14 protein-coding genes are annotated in these 19,766 nt (G+C 44.9%); 3 read left to right on the forward strand and 11 right to left on the reverse strand.

Translation table 11 applies throughout. From position 1 onward, the window contains the following. Nucleotides 1–172: 172 nt before the first annotated feature. From ACNOGP_RS09210 to ACNOGP_RS09220, 3 genes are read right to left on the reverse strand one after another with little or no spacing between them, the layout of a single operon-like run. Nucleotides 173–1,351 carry a class I SAM-dependent rRNA methyltransferase gene (locus ACNOGP_RS09210; RefSeq protein ID WP_007765161.1) on the reverse strand — a complete coding sequence of 393 codons (1,179 nt, stop codon included), beginning with the start codon at nucleotides 1,349–1,351 and terminating at the stop codon, nucleotides 173–175. Nucleotides 1,352–1,357: 6 nt separating this feature from the next. Next, nucleotides 1,358–2,002, reverse strand: a complete 645-nt coding sequence (locus ACNOGP_RS09215) for a 3'-5' exonuclease (RefSeq protein ID WP_418214616.1) — start codon at nucleotides 2,000–2,002, stop codon at nucleotides 1,358–1,360. 6 nt (nucleotides 2,003–2,008) lie between these two features. Next, a complete protein-coding gene (locus tag ACNOGP_RS09220; RefSeq protein WP_007765165.1) occupies nucleotides 2,009–2,659 on the reverse strand; it encodes a DUF5063 domain-containing protein in 651 nt (216 codons plus the stop codon). Between the two features lie 125 nt (nucleotides 2,660–2,784). On the opposite strand from ACNOGP_RS09220, the gene ACNOGP_RS09225 reads away from it, so the two are divergent. From ACNOGP_RS09225 to trxB, 3 genes are read left to right on the forward strand one after another with little or no spacing between them, the layout of a single operon-like run. After that, nucleotides 2,785–5,274 (forward strand): DNA translocase FtsK, encoded by a 2,490-nt coding sequence (locus ACNOGP_RS09225; RefSeq protein WP_418214617.1) that lies wholly within the window; start codon nucleotides 2,785–2,787, stop codon nucleotides 5,272–5,274. A gap of 19 nt (nucleotides 5,275–5,293) precedes the next feature. Beyond that, nucleotides 5,294–5,941 (forward strand): LolA-like putative outer membrane lipoprotein chaperone, encoded by a 648-nt coding sequence (locus ACNOGP_RS09230; protein WP_418214618.1) that lies wholly within the window; start codon nucleotides 5,294–5,296, stop codon nucleotides 5,939–5,941. A gap of 39 nt (nucleotides 5,942–5,980) precedes the next feature. After that, nucleotides 5,981–6,931, forward strand: a complete 951-nt coding sequence (gene trxB, locus ACNOGP_RS09235; protein ID WP_143865421.1) for a thioredoxin-disulfide reductase — start codon at nucleotides 5,981–5,983, stop codon at nucleotides 6,929–6,931. A gap of 135 nt (nucleotides 6,932–7,066) precedes the next feature. Here trxB and ACNOGP_RS09240 read toward each other — a convergent pair whose 3' ends face one another. From ACNOGP_RS09240 to ACNOGP_RS09275, 8 genes are read right to left on the reverse strand one after another with little or no spacing between them, the layout of a single operon-like run. Beyond that, nucleotides 7,067–8,356: a thioredoxin domain-containing protein gene (locus tag ACNOGP_RS09240; RefSeq protein ID WP_272720012.1), complete on the reverse strand. Its 1,290-nt coding sequence runs from the start codon at nucleotides 8,354–8,356 to the stop codon at nucleotides 7,067–7,069. Nucleotides 8,357–8,361: 5 nt separating this feature from the next. After that, nucleotides 8,362–9,561: a hypothetical protein gene (locus ACNOGP_RS09245; RefSeq protein WP_186966857.1), complete on the reverse strand. Its 1,200-nt coding sequence runs from the start codon at nucleotides 9,559–9,561 to the stop codon at nucleotides 8,362–8,364. Next, a complete protein-coding gene (locus ACNOGP_RS09250; protein WP_418214619.1) occupies nucleotides 9,548–10,687 on the reverse strand; it encodes an aspartyl protease family protein in 1,140 nt (379 codons plus the stop codon). The genes ACNOGP_RS09245 and ACNOGP_RS09250 overlap by 14 nt, the downstream gene beginning before the upstream one ends. A 19-nt stretch (nucleotides 10,688–10,706) precedes the next feature. Beyond that, nucleotides 10,707–12,413, reverse strand: coding sequence for a S8 family serine peptidase (locus tag ACNOGP_RS09255; RefSeq protein ID WP_418214620.1), 1,707 nt, complete (start codon nucleotides 12,411–12,413; stop codon nucleotides 10,707–10,709). A gap of 38 nt (nucleotides 12,414–12,451) precedes the next feature. Further along, nucleotides 12,452–13,453 (reverse strand): peroxiredoxin family protein, encoded by a 1,002-nt coding sequence (locus tag ACNOGP_RS09260; RefSeq protein ID WP_418214621.1) that lies wholly within the window; start codon nucleotides 13,451–13,453, stop codon nucleotides 12,452–12,454. Nucleotides 13,454–13,505: 52 nt separating this feature from the next. Beyond that, complete coding sequence (locus ACNOGP_RS09265; protein ID WP_418214622.1) at nucleotides 13,506–14,561, reverse strand: hypothetical protein; 1,056 nt, start codon at nucleotides 14,559–14,561, stop codon at nucleotides 13,506–13,508. Nucleotides 14,562–14,599: 38 nt separating this feature from the next. Further along, the gene (locus ACNOGP_RS09270; protein WP_418214623.1) at nucleotides 14,600–16,144 is read right to left on the reverse strand and encodes a RagB/SusD family nutrient uptake outer membrane protein; all 1,545 of its coding nucleotides are present in this window, start codon (nucleotides 16,142–16,144) and stop codon (nucleotides 14,600–14,602) included. A gap of 20 nt (nucleotides 16,145–16,164) precedes the next feature. Further along, nucleotides 16,165–19,746, reverse strand: coding sequence for a SusC/RagA family TonB-linked outer membrane protein (locus ACNOGP_RS09275; RefSeq protein ID WP_418214624.1), 3,582 nt, complete (start codon nucleotides 19,744–19,746; stop codon nucleotides 16,165–16,167). Nucleotides 19,747–19,766 lie beyond the last annotated feature (20 nt).

Genomic DNA, 19,766 nt, shown 5'->3' on the forward strand with positions numbered 1-19,766 from the left:
TTTGTTAACCTTAAATCTAATACCATGAAAAACACAGTGCAAAGATAAGTGGTTTTATGTTATACAACATAATGTCTTGCTATAAAACTTCTGTTTGTTAACTCTAATTAACTTTGAATCCTTCTTTTTTCTGCTATTGCTTGCTGTTTCACCACAGATTGCACGGATTCGGTTATTCTACATAGAGTACCAGCCCTTTCAGATATTCTCCTTCAGGATGATAAATGTTTACCGGATGGTCGGCAGGTTGGGTCAGTTGATGCAAAATGCGTACACTACGTCCTGACATCGCTGCGGCTGTAAACACGGCTGTACGGAAATTATCCTTGCTGACTACTTGCGAACAGGAGAAAGTAAACAGAATGCCGCCCGGCTTGATTTTCTCGAAAGCTTTGGCATTCAGTTTCCGATAACCTTGCAGTGCATTTCGTAACGCATCTTTATGTTTGGCGAAAGCAGGAGGATCAAGAATGATTAAATCATACTGATCGCCCATACGGTCAAGATACTTGAAAGCGTCTTCGGCAAAAGCTTCATGGCGGGGATCGCCGGGAAAATTCAATTCGACATTCTTATTTGTCAGGTCGATCGCTTTAGCGGAACTGTCAACAGAATGAACGAGCTTGGCACCTCCACGCATGGCGTAGAACGAGAAGCCACCGGTATAACAGAACATATTAAGTACCGAACGGCCTTTGGCGTACCGTTCCAATAAAGAACGGTTCTCGCGTTGGTCTACAAAAAAACCGGTCTTCTGACCTTTCAACCAGTCTACATGGAATTTCAAGCCATATTCTTGTGCGATATTATCGTTGCTTCCTCCTTTCAGAAAACCGTTCTCAGGGAAAAGGTCTGCTTTAAAAGGAAGGGTTGTCTCTGATTTATAATAGATATTTTCAATCTGATCTCCCATTACTTCGGACAAGGCTTCGGCAATAACCATACGGTCTACGTGCATTCCTGCCGAATGTGCCTGCATAACGGCAGTCTTGGCATAGACATCGATAACCAATCCGGGAAGATTGTCTCCTTCACCGTGTACCAGACGATAGGTATTATTGGTCGGATTCGTGGCGATACCGATACTGCGGCGCATATCGTATGCTATTTCCAGCTTACGCTTCCAGAAATCGTGATTGATAGGTTCCTGTTGAAAAGAAAGCACACGTACAGCGATACTTCCGATTTGGAAGTGTCCTTCGGCTATAAATTCTTTTTTTGAGGTGTATACTTCTACTACTTCACCTTCTTCGGGTTCTCCGTCGAAACGGGAGATAGCACCTGAGAAAATCCAGGGGTGAAATCTTTTGAGAGACTCTTCTTTGCCGGGTTTGAGGTATACTTTATGCATGATATTTTATTTATCTGATTCAATTAAATGTTCTTCTTTCTTCTCTTCGGGAGCAATTTCATAATTGCCCGTTTGCTTCAGTTCCTGCAATAAGTTGTATATGTTGAGGCAGGCCCATGCGTCGGTAGCGGCATATTGCTTTTGGCCGTCGCTCAGCACATCGGCTTCCCAATTAGACAAGCGTTGTGACTTGGAAATCTTCTCCTTAAACAGGATTGCATAAATCTTTTGCAGACTTTTATCCTGGATGCCGAACTGGCGTACGTAATCCTGCAATTCGATGCAATTTTGCTGGTTGAAAGGAGCACGTTTGTGCAACATCATAAAGTCATCCTTTAGTGAGAGACCGACTTTTATCACGTCCGGATTCTCTAACAAATCGACTAACGGCCGGGTCAGTCCGGTCATGTTGAGGCGAAACAGGAAACAACATTCTTCCGATGAAATCTGAAGGAGTGCCACTTTATGTGATTGCCCCTTTGTAAAGGAAGGGCGTGTTTCGCTGTCAATACCTACCACAGACCGGGATTGCAGATAAGCCACTGCTTTTTCCGTTTCCGTTTCTGATTGGATGACATAAATCCGTCCCGGAAAAACCGTTTTCGGGAGCTCCTTTACTTCATCTTTATTTATAGTTCTTCTTACAATCATTTTTATTTATTCATCGTGGTGACAATGACAGCCGTTCTCGTGGCAGTGGCAATCGTCATCGTGGCAATGGCACTCATCGTCTTCGCAACAGTTACCGTCGTCACTTGGTTCGTAAAATCCTTCTTCATTGTCCTCTTCGTCCTGTTGGCTGTACTTTACGTCGTGCAATGCGCGTAACGTGTTGACCAGTTTCTGTCCCCATAACATTCCGAAGTTTTCCTGGCAGACAGCCAATGAATCGTTCATCGTTTCGTTCAACCCCAATTGGAAAACAAAGATAAAGTCTTTGATATCCTGATAGATATCCGCCAGATCTTCCGAAATGGACTTCTTGATCGGCTGGTCGCTATAAACCATGTCTTGTACGAATACATCCAGATAATCATCCTTGTCACCCATCAATTCCGCAAGGTTGATACGTAGAATCTCATAGATTTCCTCCGTTACATACGTTTCGAGCACTTCCTCTCCGATAGTCTCACATTTGGGGAGCATAGATGCCTTGAGATAGAGTAGGGGAAGTATTTTAAGGGATGTGTCAACGAAATCGCTACGCTTCATGCGTTCGGCACGTTCGAGGAATGCGCAAAATTCGGCGGCTACCGTTACGAACTCAATTACATTCTTATCAAATATCGTTTGGCTTTCTTTTTCCATAATCAGCATTGATTTGAAACGCAAAGGTAAGAAAAAGGATTGAATGAGCGTAGTGCTCGTTATTTTTTTATTATTTTTGCAGCTTAGATTATGATCCCAGTTTTATAAAAAGAATAAAAAGACTCATGGCAAAGAAGAAATTAGATAAGGAGACGGAACGTACTCCCTCTTCCCCTAGCAAAATTATTGCAATATTCAAGAATGAGACTGTCCATTTTGTGATTGGACTGATGTTGGTAATCTTTTCTGTTTATTTACTTTTGGCTTTTTCCTCTTTCTTCTTTACGGGAGCGGCCGACCAGAGTATTATCGACAGTGGAAATCCGGCAGATTTGTCGGTCGTTGATAATCATGTGAAGAACTATGCTGGTTCACGCGGAGCGCAGTTGGCAAGTTATCTGATCAACGACTGTTTTGGAATCTCTTCTTTCTTTATCCTTGTCTTTTTGGCTGTGGCGGGATTGAAGTTGATGCGTGTACGTGTCGTACGACTGTGGAAATGGTTTATCGGATGTACCTTGTTGCTGGTCTGGTTCTCCGTTTTCTTTGGATTTGCTTTTATGGAGCATTATCAGGATTCCTTCATCTATCTGGGGGGAATGCACGGATACAATGTCAGCCGTTGGCTGATTTCCCAGGTAGGTGTGCCCGGCGTGTGGATGATTCTGTTGATAACGGCTATCTGCTTCTTTATATATATCAGTGCGCGCACGATTATCTGGTTGCGTAAACTTTTTGCTTTGAGTTTCCTGAAACGTAAAAAGAAAGAAGAAGTTGAGACGATTCCGGCAGGCGAAGATAATCCGGAATTTACTACTTCTCAACCTCAGGAAGTAGAATTCAATCTGAAACGGACTTATAAGCAGACTCCTCCTCCGGCTGTGGTGGATGTTCAGTCCGAAGAAGAGGAAGAGTTTCCAACAGAGCACGCTGAACCGGATGAGCCTTCTTCTGCGGCAGATGAGAGTGAAGGAGTTACGATGGTATTTGAACCGACTGTTTCTGATTCGGTTCCGTCGATACCTAAGGATACCGAAGATGAAGAAGAACCCGGATTTGAAGTGGAACCGGCAGTTGCAGAAGAGGAATATCAGGGCCCTGAACTGGAACCTTACAACCCGACTAAGGATTTGGAAAACTATCGCTTTCCTACGATCGACTTGATGAAACATTTTGAGAATGATGATCCTACGATTGATATGGACGAACAGAATGCGAATAAAGATCGTATTATCAATACATTACGTAGTTTCGGAATTGAGATCAGCACCATTAAAGCGACGGTTGGTCCTACGGTGACGCTGTACGAGATTACTCCGGAACAGGGAGTTCGTATCTCAAAGATTCGCGGATTGGAAGATGACATTGCATTGAGCCTATCTGCCGATGGTATTCGTATTATTGCTCCGATACCGGGTAAGGGAACTATCGGTATTGAAGTGCCGAACAAGAATCCGAAAATTGTTTCCGGTCAAAGTGTGATCGGAAGTAAGAAGTTTCAGGAGTCTAAATATGATTTGCCTATCGTATTGGGTAAGACTATTACGAATGAAGTCTTTATGTTCGACCTTTGTAAAATGCCGCACGTGTTGGTGGCAGGTGCGACAGGTCAGGGTAAGTCTGTGGGGCTGAATGCGATTATCACCTCCTTATTATATAAGAAACATCCTGCTGAACTGAAGTTTGTGCTGGTCGATCCGAAGAAAGTGGAATTTAGTATCTACTCGGTAATTGAGAATCATTTTCTGGCTAAACTTCCGGATGGAGGTGAACCGATTATTACGGATGTAACTAAAGTGGTACAAACTTTGAATTCGGTTTGTGTGGAAATGGATACTCGTTACGACCTTCTGAAGATGGCTCATGTGCGTAATATCAGAGAGTATAATGAGAAGTTTATCAATCGCCGCCTGAATCCGGAAAAGGGACATAAGTTTATGCCGTATATCGTAGTTGTGATTGACGAGTTCGGTGATTTGATCATGACGGCAGGTAAGGAAGTGGAACTTCCGATTGCGCGAATCGCACAGTTGGCACGTGCTGTCGGCATTCACATGATTATCGCTACACAGCGTCCGACTACGAATATTATTACGGGTACGATTAAGGCCAATTTCCCGGCACGTATCGCTTTCCGTGTATCTGCTATGATGGACTCACGTACTATCCTTGACCGTCCGGGTGCGAACCGGTTGATTGGTAAGGGAGATATGCTTTTCTTACAGGGAGCTGATCCGGTGCGTGTGCAGTGCGCTTTTATTGATACGCCGGAAGTGGAAGAAATAACGAAGTTCATTGCTCGTCAGCAAGGTTATCCTACTCCGTTCTTTTTGCCTGAATATGTGAGTGAGGATGGTGGTAATGAGGTAGGGGATATTGATATGGGGCGTCTTGATCCTTTGTTTGAAGATGCCGCCCGATTAGTCGTTATTCATCAGCAAGGTTCTACTTCGTTAATTCAACGTAAATTTGCTATCGGATACAATCGTGCAGGACGTATTATGGATCAGTTGGAGAAAGCAGGTATCGTGGGCCCTACGCAAGGCAGCAAGGCGCGTGACGTCTTGTGTATTGATGATAATGACCTTGAAATGCGTTTGAACAATTTGCAGTAACAGTTCGTTTATTAATCAAATGAAAAAGTACATTTTTAGTGTTTTAATAGCTTTACTGTCATTGCCTGTGATTGCTCAACAACAGCAGTCGCAGGCTAAGAGTATTCTGGATAAAACTGCTGAGGCTTTTCGGAAAGCAGGAGGAGTGAAGGCTGATTTTACGGTAAAGGTTATAACGGATGGTCTGATAGAAGGTGTCGAGCATGGAACGATCCAATTGAAAGGAGAGAAATTCGTATTGAAAACAACCGATATTGTAACCTGGTTTGATGGGAAGACGCAGTGGAGTTATGTAGCGAAGAATGATGAAGTGAATGTTAGCAACCCGACTCAGGAAGAGTTGCAGCAGATCAATCCTTATACATTTCTTTATATGTATCAGAAGGGATTCTCTTATAAGCTGGGAACAATGAAAACTTTTCATGGCAAAGCCATTTGGGAAGTGGTGTTGACGGCTAAAGACAAGGCGCAGGATTTGGAACGCATAACTCTTTATGTGACGAAAGAGGGATACGAACCTTTATATATATTGCTTCAACAACGTGCGCATCCGACACGTAACGCGATTACCGTTACGAGTTATCAGACCGGACAGAAGTATGCGGATACTCTTTTCACTTTTGACAGAAAGCAATATCCGAGTGCGGAAATTATAGATTTGAGATAAAATGTTTTTGATTAAATAAAACGATAAAGGTATAATAAAATGGCAGAAATAGAAAAAGTTAAATGCCTGATTATTGGTTCAGGACCTGCCGGATACACGGCAGCGATTTATGCAGGACGTGCAAACTTATGTCCGGTGCTTTATGAAGGGTTGCAACCCGGCGGTCAGTTGACAACGACTACGGACGTAGAGAACTTTCCCGGTTATCCGGAAGGAATCAGCGGTCCGCAATTGATGGAAGATCTACGTGCTCAGGCCAGCCGTTTTGGAGCCGATGTCCGTTTTGGCATTGCGACTGCGGCAGACTTAAGCAAAGCGCCTTATAAGATTACGATTGACGGTGAGAAAGAAATAGAAACGGAAGCATTGATTATCGCTACCGGAGCTACTGCTAAATACCTGGGATTGGAGGATGAAAAGAAATATGCAGGAATGGGGGTCAGCGCTTGTGCCACTTGTGACGGTTTCTTCTATCGTAAGAAAGTCGTGGCTGTTGTCGGCGGTGGTGATACAGCTTGTGAAGAGGCTGTTTATCTTGCCGGTCTGGCATCTAAAGTATATCTGATTGTCCGCAAACCTTTCCTGCGTGCATCAAAGATTATGCAGGAGCGTGTGATGAATCACGAGAAGATTGAAGTGCTTTTTGAACACAACGCTGTTGGTCTATATGGTGATAATGGAGTAGAAGGGGTGAACCTTGTAAAACGTTGGGGCGAACCTGATGAAGAACGTTACAGCCTGCCTATCGACGGTTTCTTCCTGGCTATCGGTCATAAACCGAACTCGGATATATTCAAAGACTATATCGATACGGATGAAGTAGGTTACATTATTACGGATGGAGATAGCCCACGTACGAAAGTGCCGGGAGTATTTGCTGCAGGAGATGTTGCCGATCCGCATTACCGCCAAGCTATTACTGCTGCGGGAAGTGGCTGTAAGGCTGCTATTGAGGCGGAACGTTATCTTTCTTCGATAGGAAAGATTTGATAGTTTGTTGTATTAGAGGAAAAGACGGAACTTAAAACATATTTGAACTGCCCCCTAAAAGTTGAATAAAAAACTTTTAGGGGGCAGTCATTATGAAGTATTCGTACTAAAAGTACTTGCAATTATTTTATCTTTCTATTTCAGTAGTTGTTCTTCGATGATTTGTACGTACTTCTCCGGAGTAGCTCCGACTTCAATAATCGGTTTGCCGCCTGCAGGTATGAAGAATAAGGTAGGCAATGCCTGTACACCGAAGTGATTGCATAAATCCTTTTCTTTGTCTGCATTCACTTTGTAGAACATCACTTTCCCTTTGTATTGCTCCGCCATTTTTTCCATTTGCGGAAGCAGGCGCATACATGGACCGCACCAGGTGGCCCAGAAATCGATAACTATAGGTTTGTCGCTTTTGCTCACGAATTCTCCACCTTTACGGAAGTCGAAGATGTGGTCGATGAAGAACTGACGGGTGATGGGAGTCAGCTTGCCGTCTTCTACTTTTATTTCTATCACTTTCGATTCATTTTCCGGGATAGGAGCTAGATCGAACGGCTGGAAATATACCTTTTGGTGACCGTAGTCCAGCGAGATGATACCGTAGTTCAATATCTCCTTTCCCAGTGTAGAACGTTTCAGTGACGGATTCTTAACAGCCGTAGCTTCTGTTATTTTAGTCTTTACAAACATAGTTTCCGGGAGTATCAGGCTCTCTTCATCGGTTGCGGTTTCCTTGTAGCCGTTGGATACTTTCTGCAATGTGCCTTTGGGATAGGTGGTACTCCATGCGGCGAAGTCCTTTTCGGTGAGATTTACCAAACCCTCGCTCCAAGTGTCAAGCACGAGGTTCACCTCTTTTCCTTGAATAAGGAGGGGACAGACATTGCCCAAACCCTGTATCAAGTTGAATCCGGCACGATAGTTCAGCTTCATGTACGAGGGGCGGTAGGGTTGCGTCAGCGTGATTTTCTTTCGTTGGGTGTCGATGGTAAGTACTGACGACCGGAAAGCGGAGCAGTTGATAACACCCATCACACCAAGCTTGCGCAGGTAAGGTTCGTCTTTTAGGATGAAAGCGGGCAGGTCGTTGGCAAAGATGTTGTTGCCTATCGTCAGTGTGCCGATGTTATAAATTTCTCCGGTGGCTACTTTCTTGAACTGGAAGTCTTGATATGCACTGAAAGAGCCGGGTTTACTTGTATCGATGCGTAGTTTCTTCACCGCTTCGGGGAGGAGGGCAGTGTGCCCGGCGAGATCGAGTACGAAATCGGCAGGCTCACCGTTTACGGTAGCGGCTATGATAATTTTTCCGTCGGTCATTTTAAACGGAATAACTTCCGTCATGCTGTTCAATGTCTGCGCCTTTATGTTGATGGCGGCAGATAATGCCATTAGGCAGACCAGCACGCGTGTATAAATGGTTTTCATATTTTTTATTTCTTGATTGGTTGTTTCTCTTTTTTTATTTCTATTTTCACTTCTTTTCCGTCCCGATTCACGAGGATGTAGCTCGTATCTCCGGGAATGGCATTCATGATAGCTTCCACTGCCATCTGGCTCATTTCGCAATCTTTCAGTGATATCCCGTTGATGTGGGTCACAACGTCGCCTATCTTTACTTGGTCTTTCATGCTGTCCCATACGGTGGTAATCTCAAAACGTTTGTTGAGAGGTAGTACACTGACGTTCCAAAGCGAGGGTGCGCCTCCCATGTCGGTAGGTCCCTTATCAAACGGTAGGAAGTAGAACCGTTTGCGCATATAGTCCACGATGACTTTGCCATACTTTAACATATCCACTCCGATGATGGTACCGTTCATTACTGTGGTGGTGCAGCCTACGTTGGTGAATTCTTTACCCAGAAAACGGAGCGAGGGAACCACTACCTTGTAGAGGTCGACAGGTTTGCCTAATCCGTTGATGCCTGCCGATACGATACCGAACCCGTGTGTCACAGTCTTCGCATGGGCGGCAGCTCCCGATTGTTGATAATCGTGAGTGGAGTAGAGCAGAAAGCCGTCAGCTCCCGTATCAAACAGCACCTCCTGTGTTGCGTCTCCCATTTGTATATTGACATTACACCGTTGCTTGTCTTGGTCAAGTAGGGGAACGCCGTCCGTTACTTTCAGCCGTTCCGGACGATAAGGGTAATTGATGACCATGATTTGTGAGCGTGAGTCGAATGTGATAACTGATTGTGCAAAAGCGTCACCACCTAAGATACCCACCACGCCTAGACCGGTAAAGAACGGGTTGGCAGGCAGTACCATTGTTTTCAGTTTCGGCACCTTGTATCCTTTACCGATACTGAAGTTAGTGATGTATGCTTCCTGATAGCCGGATGATTGGGTGTTTACATCGGATACACGAGTGTATCCTGCAGCGGTAGCTTTCATCTTCACAGCGGTTTCCCACATAGTTCCCGTTATTCCGCCCGTGTCAACAATGTACTTCACCTGCATGCCGTTGACAGTGACGGGGATGATGATTTTGTTGTGGACAAACTCATACGGGATAGTATCGCACACCTTATTGCTGATCTGTGCCATTGTAGATACTCCTTTTGTAAGCAGGAGAATCAAGGCGATGGTCAGCGTTTGCCACGTCATACGACCTGTTTTATTCTTTCTCATAAGCAATTTCCTTTTCTCCATTGTCGGTTCGGATGGTCAGATTTACTCGTTTCTTGTTTTTCAGTTCAGGAATGCCGTTGATAATACTTTCGCAGAAATCGTATTTGCCTATCGGTTTTCCGTTGATTTTGATTACCTTGTCGCCCACTTCCACTTTCCCTTTAGCACTGCTCCATACTGTGGAAACCACTAAATCACCGTCTTTTACCGTGAGGTCGAAATTGTTTGTACGATTGTCTATCTTATTTTCCACTTCATAAGCTTCGAAGTAAAAGCGACGGCGGGGATAGTCGATGGTCACTTTACCGTATTCCAGCACTTTTACTCCCAGCAGGGTGTAAGGTGGAGTTCCGGTTGTGGTAGTGAGGTTGCGGAACTTAGTGCTTCCCAGCGAGAGCAGGGGGATTTTTACCCGAAGCGAGGAGGCACGGGGGGCTTGACCTGCTACACTGATACTGCCTTCACCATATCCTTCAGACGTTACTTTCAAGTCTGCTTCCCCTTTCATCTTCTCGTAATCTTCTTTCTTCAACGAGAGCAAGCCGCCGCATCCGGTGTCGAATAAAGCGGTGAAGTTGCTTGCCGGGGCCACTTGCATACTGATAAGCGGCATGAAGCCGTCTTTAACGAATGGGCGCATCTTCCGTAAAGAGACTGCCGGAGCTTTTTCGGCAGTGGTGAGGGTGATGGTTTGGCTTTTGGAGTCGATGGTAACGATGGTCTGTGCTAAAAGGTCACTCCCAATGATACCGTCGGCTTCAAAGCATTCCCATCCGGGAATGCGGTCGAGGATGAGGACAGGCGCATTCGTAAATCCGAATACCCGGTCGGGGGTTGCCAAAGTCTTGATACGTGTGGTTTTGCAATAGCTTACCGCATTATTGGCATCCGTCACTTTCATAGAGTCGGTTACCGATAAACCCAATGCTTGACAGGCTTCGGTGGTCAGTGCGTTCCGTCCGCCTGTGTCGAACACAAATGGGCGGGGCTGCCCGTTCACTAACATTTCAATGATCATCTTTTGCCCCACCAGTTTGTAGGGAATCACCGATTTATGTTGTTGTGCTAGGAGGGAGACGGTCAGGCAGGCTGCCATGACCGTTCCCCAGAACCGTTTACTATTCATATCTTTTCAAACAAAGTGTTTATTTGCTTACTTTCATTGCTTCTTTCACAGCTTGGTAGGCGTTGACAATGCCACCAGAGATGCAGAGATCATCGAACAGGAACAAGTCTTGCGAGGGATTACCATTTACACGGATTCCCTTTTCCACTTCCACGCCCTTGCGTGAAGTGACACTCTTGATTAGAATGTCCCGGATTTGTGAGCCGGTCAGTTTTGGGAAGTAGGTCTTCAGCAAGGCTGCTACACCTGCTACGGTGGCGGTGGACATGGTTTCACCTGATCCTTTCTGGTATGTGTCGCCCATGTAGGTGGAATAAAGGTTTGTGCCCGGAGCATAGAGATCTACACTGTTGGCTCCGTAGTTGGTGTTCATCACCGGGTTTCCTTTCTCATCGGATGAAGCCACTACCATGAGGTTGGTCAGTTCTCCTTCCTTACACATCTTGCGGTGGGGGAAGTACTCTTCCTTGTCCAAATCTTCCGACAGATCCCATACGGGAACAATCACCAATACCCCTTTTTTTTCAGCATATTTCAATGCGTCTTCCACCCATTCTCTTTGGGTGGAAGGATAAAGACTATTTTGCTCAGGCAGGTTGATGATGCAGGCACCGTGGTCTACGGCATAGCGGATGGCGAGTGCCATATCTTTCAGATAAGTCTCACCTACGCCCGGATGTACGCGGAGCGTCATAATCTTGGCATGGTCAGCGATACCGTTTCCCCCTAGTCCATTGTCACGCTTGGCGGCTATCACGCCTGCTTTCATAATGCCGGTGGCAGCATCTGAGGTCAGTAAGACGTTGTTGCCGTAGTGGGTGTCGGTGATGTCGTTCGGGTCGTCGCCCACAATCTCTTTCCGGTTGTCGAAGCCGTATTTCTTCACAGCATCGTTGTATGAATCTTGCGAACGTTTTTCATTACCACTTCCCATCATTTGATACACTTTTTCCCATTTGTCCGTCTTGTAGATGCTAAAAGCGTAGGCGGCAATCATAAACGTCACTTCGGACAAGGTGTCCCGTTTGGCTTTGGGGTCGTAGCAAGTCTGAAAGTCCTCTACTGTCAGTTCCTTGCCGGGAAAACGTTGTTTCAATTCGCGGTCGAATTTATCAAAATATTCGTTCAGCACATAGCCTAGCTGTATGCCACCATAAGTACTTGCCAATCGTGATTGAGGGAGCACTTTGTTGCGGTAATACTCATATTCCTTCATGTTGGCGGGAGCAGGTACTTCCTGACGTTTACCATTGATGATTTTGAAGAATTTTGTACCGTCGGTGATATAGCCTCCGTATTGGTCTTTCAAGCGGTAAAATTCGCGTTCGCCTTCGCGTAGCAGGCTTTCCATCACTTGTCCATCTTTGCCGCCGATGAAGTTCCATCCGTTGATGTCGTCCACCAATCCGTTCTTGTCATCGTCTTTCCCGTTATTTTTTTCTTTCTTATTTACCCATATAGCGTGTTTCACGTCCTCATGTTCTACATCCATGCCTGTGCCGATAATGGCTACAATGGGATTTGCTTTGGCTTTTTTCTTGTGTGCTTTCAGTAGGTCGTAAGCTTTGTTTACTTCCGCTCCATACACACCGTCCTTGTCGAACGAACAATTATACCAGTCTAGTTTCGATTGCTCCTGCGTGTCACTAGTTTGTTGTTTTACCAATTGTGCTGATGTGGACGCGCAAAAGAGTCCGCAGACGATGGGCAGTATAAGTTTTTTCATGTCTCTAATATATTTTTCTTGAGTTAATATTATTTCTTTTAATTTCTGAGCTTTAAGATAGCTTCGCGTACCTGTTCGCCCCGTACATTCCTTGCGGCGAGTTTTCCTTTCTTGTCCACTACTACAAGGAAGGGGATGGAGAAGAATCCGTAGGCGTCTTGAATTTTGTTGGGCTTGGAGTCTTTAGGAAATCCTTCGTTGTCCCAAAGCATTACCCAGGGTAGTTTTTCCTCTTCAACCATTTTACGCCAGTTGGTTTCCTTGTCGTCCAAAGATACGCTGATAAATTCGAGGTCATCGGCTTTCAGGTCGTTGTAGATGGTGAGCATACTGCGCATTTCCTTTCGACAGGGACCACACCAAGAAGCGCAGAAGTCCAACACTACGATTTTACCACGGAAGTCTTTCAGGCTGACCTGCTTGCCTGTAGTGTCTACAAACGTGAAGTCCGGACATTCGGCTCCGATCACCTGATGGGACAGCACTTCTACTCTGGTCACCAGCCATTGGGCGGATTGCGAAGTACGTTTGTCGGTAGGAATCAGGTCAAGTAGCATTTTGTTGGAGCGATAGTCGCTAATGTTGGCTATATAGGCCAAAGCGGCTGCTTGTCCCGGTGTCAAGTTTCCTTTGGCAGAAACGGGAATAGTACGTTCATCGGGGTCTTTTTCGGTAGGCATATAGTTTTGCAAAGCAAGGTAAGCATCGATACCGGTGAATGTCAGCGAGCTTTTCTCGGGATGTAGTTCATCAAAGAATCCTTTGATGTCAACGGTGTTGTTTTCCAGATAGATGTTCTGTTCCGTTTTACCTATACAGAGAGTGTATACGTCGGGTACAATTTCTATACTTTCCGTTTCGAAAAGACCGTCTTTTCCGATGGCGGAACTAAGAACCGTCTTTCCTTTCAGGTCCTTTATCTCAAGTTGCGTTGGCTTAATGACACGTAGCTTGCCGGATATTTTTAGTCTGCCCTCTCCCCAGACAGTGCTAATGCTACATAAGAGCAATAATGTCAGTATGTAATATTTCTTCTTCATATTTGTTTCTTTTTGTTCCTTATTGTTATTGATTGGTATAGTCCAGGCTCCCTTACCATCCCCAATCACCCCACGGATCGTCGGGCTCTGGTTCTGGTTCTGGTTCAGGGAAGTTGCAAGAGTTCCAATCTGTAGGACCTTCAGCTGCTTCGTGCAGGTCGATACCGTAAGAGTCTTTCATGTATTGCTGAACAAAATTGAACTTCTCTTTGATGAATGGATATTTCTCTGTAGGATAAGCTTCTTCTATCTGTTCCTTAGTGTACCATAGACTGGTGGTGAGATAACCAATAAAAGTTTCTTCCACGGTAGGAGGAAGACCGTCCTGAACTCTGGAAATGGCTATAGCACCGGCGTTGCCTCCATAAACTTTTCCTATATAACCTCTTGTCAAATAGTAATTGGGATCTTCTTCGTCTGCATATCCAGTGGTGATATCGGTCGTGTGGTCGAATCCTGTATTGAAGGCTTCCGGAATCAGAAGGCTTCCTTTTTTGACTGCCTCTTCATAGATATGTGCCAATATCTTAGCTCTGAAGTCGCGATAATCCTGTTGGGAAACAGGGGTAAAATAGTCTTCGTTGGGAATGGCTGGATTAGAGGGAGGAGGAAGCTCGTCTCCAGTCATGCACATGGCCCAAAAGTCGAGTCCTTCGTTATAAAAGTCCTGTGCTTGATAATATTCAAAAATTCCCATAAGGCTGGCTTTCCGGTAGCAACCATACGATAGATACCAATACAGGGGTAATGTCTTGCTGGTAATGGTGGGAGTTAAGTAAGGAAATATGTGGCTCTTCATAAACTTGACATAACCTTTTACCAGTTCGTCATTCTGAGGCGAACCTCCATATAAGGAGGTACTGATGACACTTCCGCTACCACTCCAGCTTCGGTTGAAGTCGGCGTCTTTCAGTTCTTTGTATACCAGATACACTCCGTATTCTTCGTAGATTTGGGCAATATCTTCATCCCATGCATTATTTCCTTGCGGCATTTCATATCGTAAGATCATTCCATTCTCGCTAGGAGTAAGATCGTCTTCTTGGTAGCAAGAAGCCAATATGCCGACTGCCGATAAGAGGATTCCTAATTTATATAACTTTTTCATTGTTCTGTTTTTTAATGAGTAAAAAATAAGTCTTTTCATTAATCCTTCCGGGAGGGGGCCAATGGGTTCTGTTCCAGACTGGAGTTTTCTCTCAGCACCTCCTCAGGGATAGGCATGGTGTAGGAAGGGTCGTTCTTCTTTAATGTGTATACTTCTTTTGCCCACATACGACTGAAAGACGGCATTCCGTATCGGCGCAAGTCGAACCAGCGTTGTCCCTCAAAGCAAAGCTCTTTACGACGTTCGTTGCGGATGAAGTTAACCAAAGTCTCTCCGGTTAGATTGGCGGGTTGCTGGTAAGTATCCGTTTTGTAGCGCTTTTCGAGCAATGTCTTCATGGCATTGAGAGCTGCTCCTTCTTGTTGATTGAGGGCAGAAGCTTCGGCTAAATTGAGATATGCTTCGGAAAGACGAAGAGCAAGAGCGAAACTTTCACCACTCTGTGGGGCACCTTTAGAACTTATCTTAAATTTCCCATATACGCTATAGCTATCTAAGAATTCTGTATTAGTGTTATCGAATTCTTTGACAATGTAATTATCTTTTCGCAGGTCGTTCTCTTCAAATGAGTTAAGCAATTCATCGGATGCAATGAATACATCGCGGTATACGCTTTTTCCCGAAGGATCTTCTATTTCTAATGCAACGCTTTCGTTGATTCCGGCTAAGTCATCGATATTTCCAAAGAACCAGATTGCTTCAGGCGAATCTGGTGATACGAAATTGTAGTACGGCTCTTTCTTGGTCGGTTCGGGCAGGTTGTTCAAATCCAATAAAGAGAAGTTCCAATCGGTAATTACCTTATTCGCATATTTGGCTGCTTCCGCCCAATTCTCCATATAAAGGAAGAGGCGCGATTTTAGCAATTGGACGGCAGGTAGGTTCATCATATAGTCCAGTTGGTATTGTTTGGCTTTGGGCAGGGTAAGAAAGCAACGTTCCGCCTCGTTAAGGTCGGCAAGTACCTGCTTGTATACTTCACCCACCGTGTTGCGGGGAATTAAGACCTCATCTTCTGCATTCAATTTACTTTCCAGTTTTAAAGGTACGCCAAGCGCATCCTTGTCATAATTATAGGGTGCTCCAAAGTGATTGACCAGCATGAAGTAGTAGAATCCGCGTAAAGCTAATGCCTGAGCGATGACGTAGTTTTTTTCCTCGTCAGTGCCTTTTACATCACCAATGTAGTCGAGCACGGCATTGGTGCCCAATATGTATTTATAGTATCCCTGCCATATATTGTTATATGAATATCCTTGAGTTTCCATAGTGATAAACATATCCGGTTGCCAGGTAAAAAGAGCTCTCAAGGCGGTTTCTCGTCCAATGTCGTCGTCGGCAAACGATGCATCCAGTTTGTGAAATTGCCAATCATCACTGAAACAATCTACAAAAGTTAAAAATCTGTTTCCCCCGTAGGCGGTGGGATAAGCAGCGCCTATCAGTAGTTCTTGAAGTGCGTTTGCATCTTTGGGGACATATTCGTTGGGAGACTTAGGCTCCAGAAAATCAGAACAAGATGCCGTGCTCAGCAGTAGTAGAATGCTTCCGGCTAGCGTATATAATATATTCCTTTTTTTCATAATTTTATTTTTATCATTGGTTAGAAACTAACGTTGAGACCTAGTGAATAGGTGTGTGGCATAACACTATTGCCCAGTTCCGGATCGAACCCGTTGAAACGTTTGTCAGCGATGACAAATAGGTTGTCTACATTGAAACTGAGCGACAAGTTTTTAGCATGAATCTTTTCACACCATTCCGGCTTCATTTGCCAAGAAAGACTAAGGTTGCGACAGCGCAGGAATGTGCTGTTGACTACCATCGCATCTGATTTTTCCCACAACGGAATCTTATTGGTTGCGGTCGTTTTGTCGGGAAGTGTTATTATTTCACCGGCAAACGGGAGCGATGGGATAATGGTGTGTGCCTCATCTCCGGGCTGTTTCCATCTGTTGATCAATTCTCTGCTCAGATTATTTTCAGAGTCTGGCATATATATGGAACTTCCAAACTGGCTATAAGGAGAGGTTAAGCGTTTCTTTCCGCCTAGCAGCAAAGAAAAACTGGTATTTAAAGTCAATGATTTGTAACGGAACCCCAAACTGAGTCCACCGGTAAAGAACGGTTCTGTCTGACCGGAATAGACCAAGAAAGTGGTCGGGTCTATCTTTGCGTTGCGCTGGTCTTCCGGAATGTCAAGTAAATTAAACATAGCTTCACCATTCTCCGGATTTAATCCGGCAAAAGAATATGACCAGAATGCGCCTATTGGGTATCCTTCTTTCAACATGATGTCCGAACGACCGCTCAAGTATTGTTGTTTCAGATCGGATACTTTCTTTAAGTCGAGCTGTGAACCGCCTGCCTTATTCCAGTTTTTAGATGCATTCAAGCTAATGTTCAGTGCATAATCCCGTTTCTGAATAGGACTGAATGAGAGTGTATATTCAACGCCTCGGTTGTAGATAATACCTCCGTTTTGCTTCATGCTGCTTACGCCGTATTCAAAAGGAAGAGGTACGCTGATGATGGCGTTGGAACGTCGGGTATAATATTCTAAGTTCATGTGGAACTTGTTGAACAATCCCCAATCGATACCGAAGTTCCATGTCTTCGTACGCTCCCATGTAAGAAGCGGATTGGGAATCTGTGAAATATTTGATTCATATTGGTTGTAAACATTGGCTATACCGCCTTGTGTCAGAATCAAATCGGGACTTTCGCGTGTCAACGCGTTTCCTTGTATACCGTAAGTGGCGCGCAGGTTAAGAGACGAAATCCAAGGAAGATATTCTTTCATGAATTTTTCTTCAGACGCTCTCCATGACAAACCGAATGAATAGGTGGGGTCTAACCGATGTTTGGTGTCTTGACCGAAACGGTTAGACCAGTCGTTACGAATATTGGCATTCAATACGTAGCGGTTCTTGAAGGAGTAGGCGAATGTGGCAAACACAGATATAAAGTTGTCTGTCTGCGCCGTCTTTTTCCATCTGCCTCTATACATATCATTCAAAATACCCCAACCGGATATATTCCCTCCGCTGATAGGCTCGAATTCTTCCGGTGTAGTAGGACGTATGATGGTTTCCCCACGTTCGGGCACATACCCCCACACTGTATTTCCAAGTGTTTGCTTATCGGCAGAACGGATTTCCATACCCAGTAAGGCGTTCAGACGATTCTCCGAATCAAAAGCTTTGCTGATTTGCAGCTTGTTCTGAATGTTGTATGAATTTTGTTGTGCGTTGCTGGTGAATAACTCGCCACCGAAAGGGAGCATGGCAGCTTTGAACTCAGGGCTGGTAGGCGATACGCTGTTATAGTCGTATCCACGATAGGTATCCGCAATGTAATAGGTGCGTTCGCCCATCCACGATTCGCTATTGTTATTGTTGGCGGTATAGCCTCCCGTAAATTCGTAGCTCAACCAGTCGAGTATCTTCCATTGTACATCCAGTGCGGCGGACATATAACTTGACTTGGATTTGGCACCGCTATTGTCTCTTTCGTTCATGAAGTTGTAGGACAGTGATTTCACATTTTCATTGTATGTATATCCGGCCTGTATTTGGTAGAATGCATCGGGAGCAATGGCGCGGTTGGTGTTTGTAGCATAGCTCATTGGGTCTACACCTCCGGCAAATCCTTTGTTGGTGCTCACACTTCCGTTGATACTGGCATTAATAGTCAGCTTTTGTATGGGGCGCAAAGTAAGCGAGATGCGTCCGGTCAAACGTTCACTGTTGTTACCTATTTCCTGACCTTCGCTATTGTTATAGCCCATTGAGACTGAGTAGTTGTACTTATGTGTACCTCCCGAGATGCTTACGCTATGGTTGTGACTGAACGAACGGCGGGTAAGCAGGTCAAACCAGTCAGTATTGCGTGTTTCTAGTTGTTGAAGATAGGATTGGTATTCTTCGTTTGATATGTCGTGCTCCAGGTACATACGCAACAAACCTTCGTAGTTGTGGATTTGTTTGAACGGAACAAAGCGATAGGCTACACCTGCGTTGAAAGCTTCCTGGCTGAGTTGAATGCGCTCTTGCGAGTTCATTAAGTCAAACATTCCGTAGTTAGGGCGTGAACCGATACTGAGGTTGGCTGAGTAGTTCACCATCAGACGGTCAGTCGTGTTTTTTTTGGTTGTGATTTCAATAACACCGTTGGATGCTTTCGAACCGTAGATGGCAGTAGCGGAAGCATCTTTCAAAATACTGATGTTCTCAATGTCGGCGGGATTCAGCCAAGATACCTGGTTACCGATGATGGTTTCCAAGTCTTGCGTCATTAGGTTGCTGCTGTTCAGTTCCAATGGGTCTTCTTGAATAATACCATCCACTACCCATAGTGGTGAAGTATTACCTAGTAAGGTGCTTGTACCGCGAATCTGAATTTTCGGAGCAGTACCTACACGGCTACTGGAATTGGTCACAATCATACCTGCTACCCGTCCTTGCAACATCTGGTCGATGGTGGTGAATGAAGGCATGAGGATGTCGTCTGCTTTGATAGTGGTAATGGAACCGACTAAATCGCGGCGCTTGATGTTTTGATAACCGGTCACTACCACCTCTTCTATTTCAGTGTTATTGCTGGTTAGCGTAACGTTGAGGGTTTTCTTGCCGTTGTAGCGTATTTCCTTCTTTTCCATACCGATGAAAGAGTAGGTCAGTACCAGTCCCGGTTGGTCGGGCACTTTTAATGTATAACGACCGTCAAAACCTACGATAGCTCCTTTCTTAGAGCCCCGAATCATGACGGTGGCGCCTACCAACGCTTCTCCATCTGAGTCGCGCACCCATCCGTTTACGGTCACTAAGGGGCGTTCCAACTTCTTGATGACAATGGCGTTGCCTTTTACTTCAAACGTTAGATCAGTTCCTTCCAGGCACTTTTCAACAATTTCAATTACTGTTTTGTTTTTGACCGCTACGTTGATGTCGGAAACATTGGCTATGTCCTTCGCTGCATACATAAAGACGAACTTTGTTTTGTTCTGCAGATACCACAAGGCGGCTTCCAGGGTTTCACCTCTCAAGTCGACTGAGATGCGCTGGGCATCTTGCGCCTGAATAACTAATGAGGAAAGGGAGAATATCCAAAGCAGGCAGAGCTTAAGCAGTCGGCTGCCAATAGAGGACATTGTCCGTAACGGGGAAAAATCTCGTTTTTTCATACTCGCTTTTTATTATGGAT

It is taken from the genome of Bacteroides difficilis, assembly GCF_048319815.1.
GTDB classification, from domain to species: Bacteria; Bacteroidota; Bacteroidia; order Bacteroidales; family Bacteroidaceae; genus Bacteroides; species Bacteroides zhangwenhongii.

Bases quoted from the DNA above. Each gene is read 5' to 3' on its own strand.
- ACNOGP_RS09210 (WP_007765161.1), bottom strand. From the start codon at position 1,351: ATGCATAAAGTATACCTCAAACCCGGCAAAGAAGAGTCTCTCAAAAGA.
- ACNOGP_RS09215 (WP_418214616.1), bottom strand. From the start codon at position 2,002: ATGATTGTAAGAAGAACTATAAATAAAGATGAAGTAAAGGAGCTCCCG.
- ACNOGP_RS09220 (WP_007765165.1), bottom strand. From the start codon at position 2,659: ATGGAAAAAGAAAGCCAAACGATATTTGATAAGAATGTAATTGAGTTC.
- ACNOGP_RS09225 (WP_418214617.1), top strand. From the start codon at position 2,785: ATGGCAAAGAAGAAATTAGATAAGGAGACGGAACGTACTCCCTCTTCC.
- ACNOGP_RS09230 (WP_418214618.1), top strand. From the start codon at position 5,294: ATGAAAAAGTACATTTTTAGTGTTTTAATAGCTTTACTGTCATTGCCT.
- trxB (WP_143865421.1), top strand. From the start codon at position 5,981: ATGGCAGAAATAGAAAAAGTTAAATGCCTGATTATTGGTTCAGGACCT.
- ACNOGP_RS09240 (WP_272720012.1), bottom strand. From the start codon at position 8,356: ATGAAAACCATTTATACACGCGTGCTGGTCTGCCTAATGGCATTATCT.
- ACNOGP_RS09245 (WP_186966857.1), bottom strand. From the start codon at position 9,561: ATGAGAAAGAATAAAACAGGTCGTATGACGTGGCAAACGCTGACCATC.
- ACNOGP_RS09250 (WP_418214619.1), bottom strand. From the start codon at position 10,687: ATGAATAGTAAACGGTTCTGGGGAACGGTCATGGCAGCCTGCCTGACC.
- ACNOGP_RS09255 (WP_418214620.1), bottom strand. From the start codon at position 12,413: ATGAAAAAACTTATACTGCCCATCGTCTGCGGACTCTTTTGCGCGTCC.
- ACNOGP_RS09260 (WP_418214621.1), bottom strand. From the start codon at position 13,453: ATGAAGAAGAAATATTACATACTGACATTATTGCTCTTATGTAGCATT.
- ACNOGP_RS09265 (WP_418214622.1), bottom strand. From the start codon at position 14,561: ATGAAAAAGTTATATAAATTAGGAATCCTCTTATCGGCAGTCGGCATA.
- ACNOGP_RS09270 (WP_418214623.1), bottom strand. From the start codon at position 16,144: ATGAAAAAAAGGAATATATTATATACGCTAGCCGGAAGCATTCTACTA.
- ACNOGP_RS09275 (WP_418214624.1), bottom strand. From the start codon at position 19,746: ATGAAAAAACGAGATTTTTCCCCGTTACGGACAATGTCCTCTATTGGC.